Below are 3,650 nucleotides of genomic sequence, written 5' to 3' on the forward strand. Positions count from 1 at the left end.
GAGCGGTACCGGGACACCCTCGAGCGACTGGACGCCCACATTCGCCACCACGGCGCCTTCGTGGCCCACTCGACTCGGACCCTCGTCGAGGCCAGACGTGCACCCCGCTGAAACCCTCACCGAACGGCTCCCCTGAGGCTTCCGCTCGTGCCGCCGGGCGAGCGCACCGGGCAGACGGCCTCCGCCACCGTCTGCAAGGATGCCCTGCTGTCGCCGGCTTCACGCCGAGGGCGCTGTCGTGCTGATGTGCGGATCGGCGAGGTATCAGCATTCTGTTGCAGACCGCGCGGTCTGGAGCGCAGCCGGCTGACGGGTGGCGACGCGCGGACGTGCCGATGTGAGTGTGTCGGCTCGCCGGCCCGCGAGCCGCAGGCGCGGGATACGATCTCGCGGATTCACCGGGAGCTGAGGAGCCGCACGTCGTGGATGCCGTCGAGTTCCGGCCGGGCGATCATCTATTGGTTTCCTGCGAACCGCACCGCGCCCAGGTGGTGAGGGCTGACCAGTTCTATGTCTACGTGCGCTGGCCATGGGGACGACCGGATCCCGAGTCGGCGTTCTGCTGGAATGGGACGCGTGCATTCGCTCGCGACCCCGAGCATCGTGACTTCGAGCAGCTCTGGCGGCTTGACCCGCCGCCCCTTGAGCTGCAAGAGGGTGACTTCTGCGAGGTCTTGATCCCGCCTACCGAGGTCGTCGTCACGTGGGCCGCTCATTTCGATCCGCCGAAGGACATGGGCTGGCTTCCCCGTCCTACCGGAGCGCTGAATGTCGTCCCGGTCTTCGGGGAGTGGCATCCAGATGGAGAAGACGAAGAAGAGTCCGGGCAGGTTTTGTACCTCAACGACGCCGAGCCGCTGAAGATAGAGCGCCTCGGCCGGTTGCCATGAGAGTTCGTACGTAACCAGCGCAGCCTGGGTCGCCCACCACACGCCAGCCGCTGGCGTGCACGGATCTGCCGCCGACAACGCGCGGCGTTTACCCGAGCACTCGTCACCATCTGTACGGAATGCCCTGAGCGGCGGCCACCGCCCGACGGTGGTCACGTCCGCCGCAGCCGCACCCGTGCGGGACGTTCTCGATCCAGATCGACGACTCCAGCGCGCTCCAAGACGACGGCCACATAGTCCGCCGCCTGCCGTTTGACGAATGTCTTGAGATACCCGTCCAATGTGCCTTGACTGCCGTGAACATCACGGTTTGCCCCAACCCGAACCCAGCCGCGTCCGTGCAGGTACCCCGGGATGCCCTCAAGGCAGGACCAGCTGAAGACCGTCCGAGTCTGTTTGGTCCCGAAGAGCAAGACCAACCCGGCTGGGGAAACCTCGCCGACCCCGAAGGTGGCGCGACCGGTCGGCGTTGGGAGGCGCGTACCCGCCCCAACCCGAGCTCGAATAGCCGTCTCGACCTGACCTGGCATAACTGCATCGTGCATCCCGCTGGTCCGCGCCGCCAAGCACCCGCAGACGGCGATAAAGAAGGTAAAGGCGTCGCGGTCCGCCACGATGATCCACTGCACGCTCATGCCGCTCCGGGCGTGCTGGCGTTCATCGCCGCTGGTGCCGCACGGTGATGTATGGCTGCCTTTTCTGCTTCCGCTTCCGGCGTCGTACCTGCCGATCAGCTCGTTTTGCGCGCCGCGGTGTCCGCCTTCCTGGGCCGCTACCGCGGCCAGACTCGCGTCCATACCGAGTCCGACCTGCGAATCTTCCTCCGCTGGTGCGCCGAACAGGACCTCGATCCGCTGGCTGCGGCACGGGTGGACGTCGAGCGGTACGTGCGCTGGCTGCAGGACGTAAGCGGGTACCAGCCCTCGACGGTCTCGCGCCGCCTGTCCGTCGTCGTCGGGTTCTATCGGGTCTGCGTCATCGATGCCATCCTGGACCACTCGCCGGCCGACTACGTCCGCCGGCCTACGGTGCCGGCTGAGTCGCCGACCCTCGGGCTGGGTCACCTGCAGTTCGAGGCCCTGATCACTACCGCTCGACTGTCGACCAACCCGAACGACTTCGCCCTGGTCGCGCTTCTGGGCCTGCTCGGTCTGCGGATCTTCGAAGCCTGCGGGGCCAGCATCGCCGATCTGGGGGAGGAGCACGGCCACCGGGTACTGCGCGTGCGCGGCAAGGGTGGCAAGGTCGTGCTCGTCCCGCTGCCACCCGCGGTGGCCCGAGCCATCGACCAAGCTGTCGGCGACCGCACCACCGGGCCGATCCTTCGCAACACCCTCGGCGTGCGGATGGACCGGCACGCTGCCACCCGCCGACTCAAGCACCTGGCCCAGGCCGCAGGGATCCGGATGCCGAGGATGCATCCCCACATGCTGCGCCACACGTTCGTGACGACCATGCTCGACGCCGGCGTCAGCCTGCGCGACGTGCAGATCGCCGCCCGCCACGCCGACCCGCGAACCACCATGCGCTACGACCGGGCCCGCAAGAACCTCGACCGGCACCCCAACTACATCCTGGCCGCGTACATGGCCTCCGGCACATAGCCAGCCGCTCGCGGCTTTGCCGATTAGCGGATGTTATGCGCCGAACCCGCCACACAGGTAGGAAAGGCTTGCGGCCAGTCCCAGCACCCAGCCCGCCACGAGGCCTGACGATGATCCACGACCGAGGCGGCCAGAAAGCGCGACGCAGGTCCCCAGCAACACCAGCTGCGCAATGCCGTACGTGAATACGGCAAAGAAGAGCACCCCGAACCTGCCACCGGCATCGAGATCTGCATCCGGGCCGCCGCCAGCGGCAATGGCCACGGCAAGCGTGACCCCGAGAGCAAGGCCGTGCCCAGCAAGAGCGACAACCGCCCCGGCGACCATGGGTCGGGTGATCTTCACCGGCCGAGCATGACAGAGACGTCAACCATCGATGGAAAGCGGGCAACCCGGCAAGCACGTAGCCGGCGGCATGCTCTCATGCCGCGAGCCGCGCGCTACGGAGCGAGATTGGGCAGGTGTAGCGGCGTGCCGAGAAGGGTGCGTTTGGCAGTCCGGCAAGCACGGCTGGGCGGGGTGACAGTGGGGTTTCAGTCCGTTCCCCCTCCGCCACCGCCAGTATCGAAGTTCGCAGCGTCTCCATAGGCAGCGTTCTCCACGATGGCGGCGGAGTGTCGGTCGGGAACACCTCGGCCTCGCTGGAAGCTATCGCGACTAGAGCGCGGCGAGTTTCGGCGTATGGATCGCATGGCGGCCCTCGCTGCGGCGGCCTTCTCCTCGACGCTCTGTGGCCGACGACGTCTACGTTTGGAGATCAGGACTGTGATGCCCGTAGCGAGCCCGATGCCAGCGAGCAAGAGATACCACTGCATGGCATCACGGTAGAAGAAGCTCACATCTGGACGGCGTACCCGCTCATGCCGCAGACCGTGCGTCGTGGAGCGCAGCCGGCTGACGGGTGACGACGCGCGGACGTGCCGAGGTGCGGTCGTTGTGTCGTGGGCATTCTGCCTGCCCGAGTCGCTGGACCTGCTGTATGAATCGTGCCCCAGGCGCGAGCGATCACCCGGTTATCGACACCGGTGATCTGCGGGACCGCCCGAACAGGAGATCCGAAATATGCTGGGCCCGGCCCGGTGCCTGGTCTCCGGCGTAGCCACTTCCGTGCGCGAATTCGGAGGAACCGTGAGGCTTTTGCTTACCTCGGGTGGCG

3 protein-coding genes are annotated in these 3,650 nt (G+C 67.0%); 2 read left to right on the forward strand and 1 reads right to left on the reverse strand.

What is annotated here, in order from left to right; all coding sequences use genetic code 11:
• The first annotated feature begins 422 nt into the window (after positions 1-422).
• Complete coding sequence (locus tag ABZ793_RS34565) at positions 423-890, forward strand: hypothetical protein (RefSeq protein ID WP_357465186.1); 468 nt, start codon at positions 423-425, stop codon at positions 888-890.
• 752 nt (positions 891-1,642) lie between these two features.
• Positions 1,643-2,494 carry a tyrosine-type recombinase/integrase gene (locus ABZ793_RS34570; protein WP_357465188.1) on the forward strand — a complete coding sequence of 284 codons (852 nt, stop codon included), beginning with the start codon at positions 1,643-1,645 and terminating at the stop codon, positions 2,492-2,494.
• Between the two features lie 33 nt (positions 2,495-2,527).
• Here the strand turns inward: ABZ793_RS34570 and ABZ793_RS34575 are convergent, their stop codons facing one another.
• Positions 2,528-2,839, reverse strand: a complete 312-nt coding sequence (locus tag ABZ793_RS34575; RefSeq protein ID WP_357465190.1) for a hypothetical protein — start codon at positions 2,837-2,839, stop codon at positions 2,528-2,530.
• Between the last annotated feature and the right edge of the window lie 811 nt (positions 2,840-3,650).

The organism is Micromonospora sp. NPDC047465, from assembly GCF_040643125.1.
Taxonomy (GTDB): domain Bacteria; phylum Actinomycetota; class Actinomycetes; order Mycobacteriales; family Micromonosporaceae; genus Micromonospora.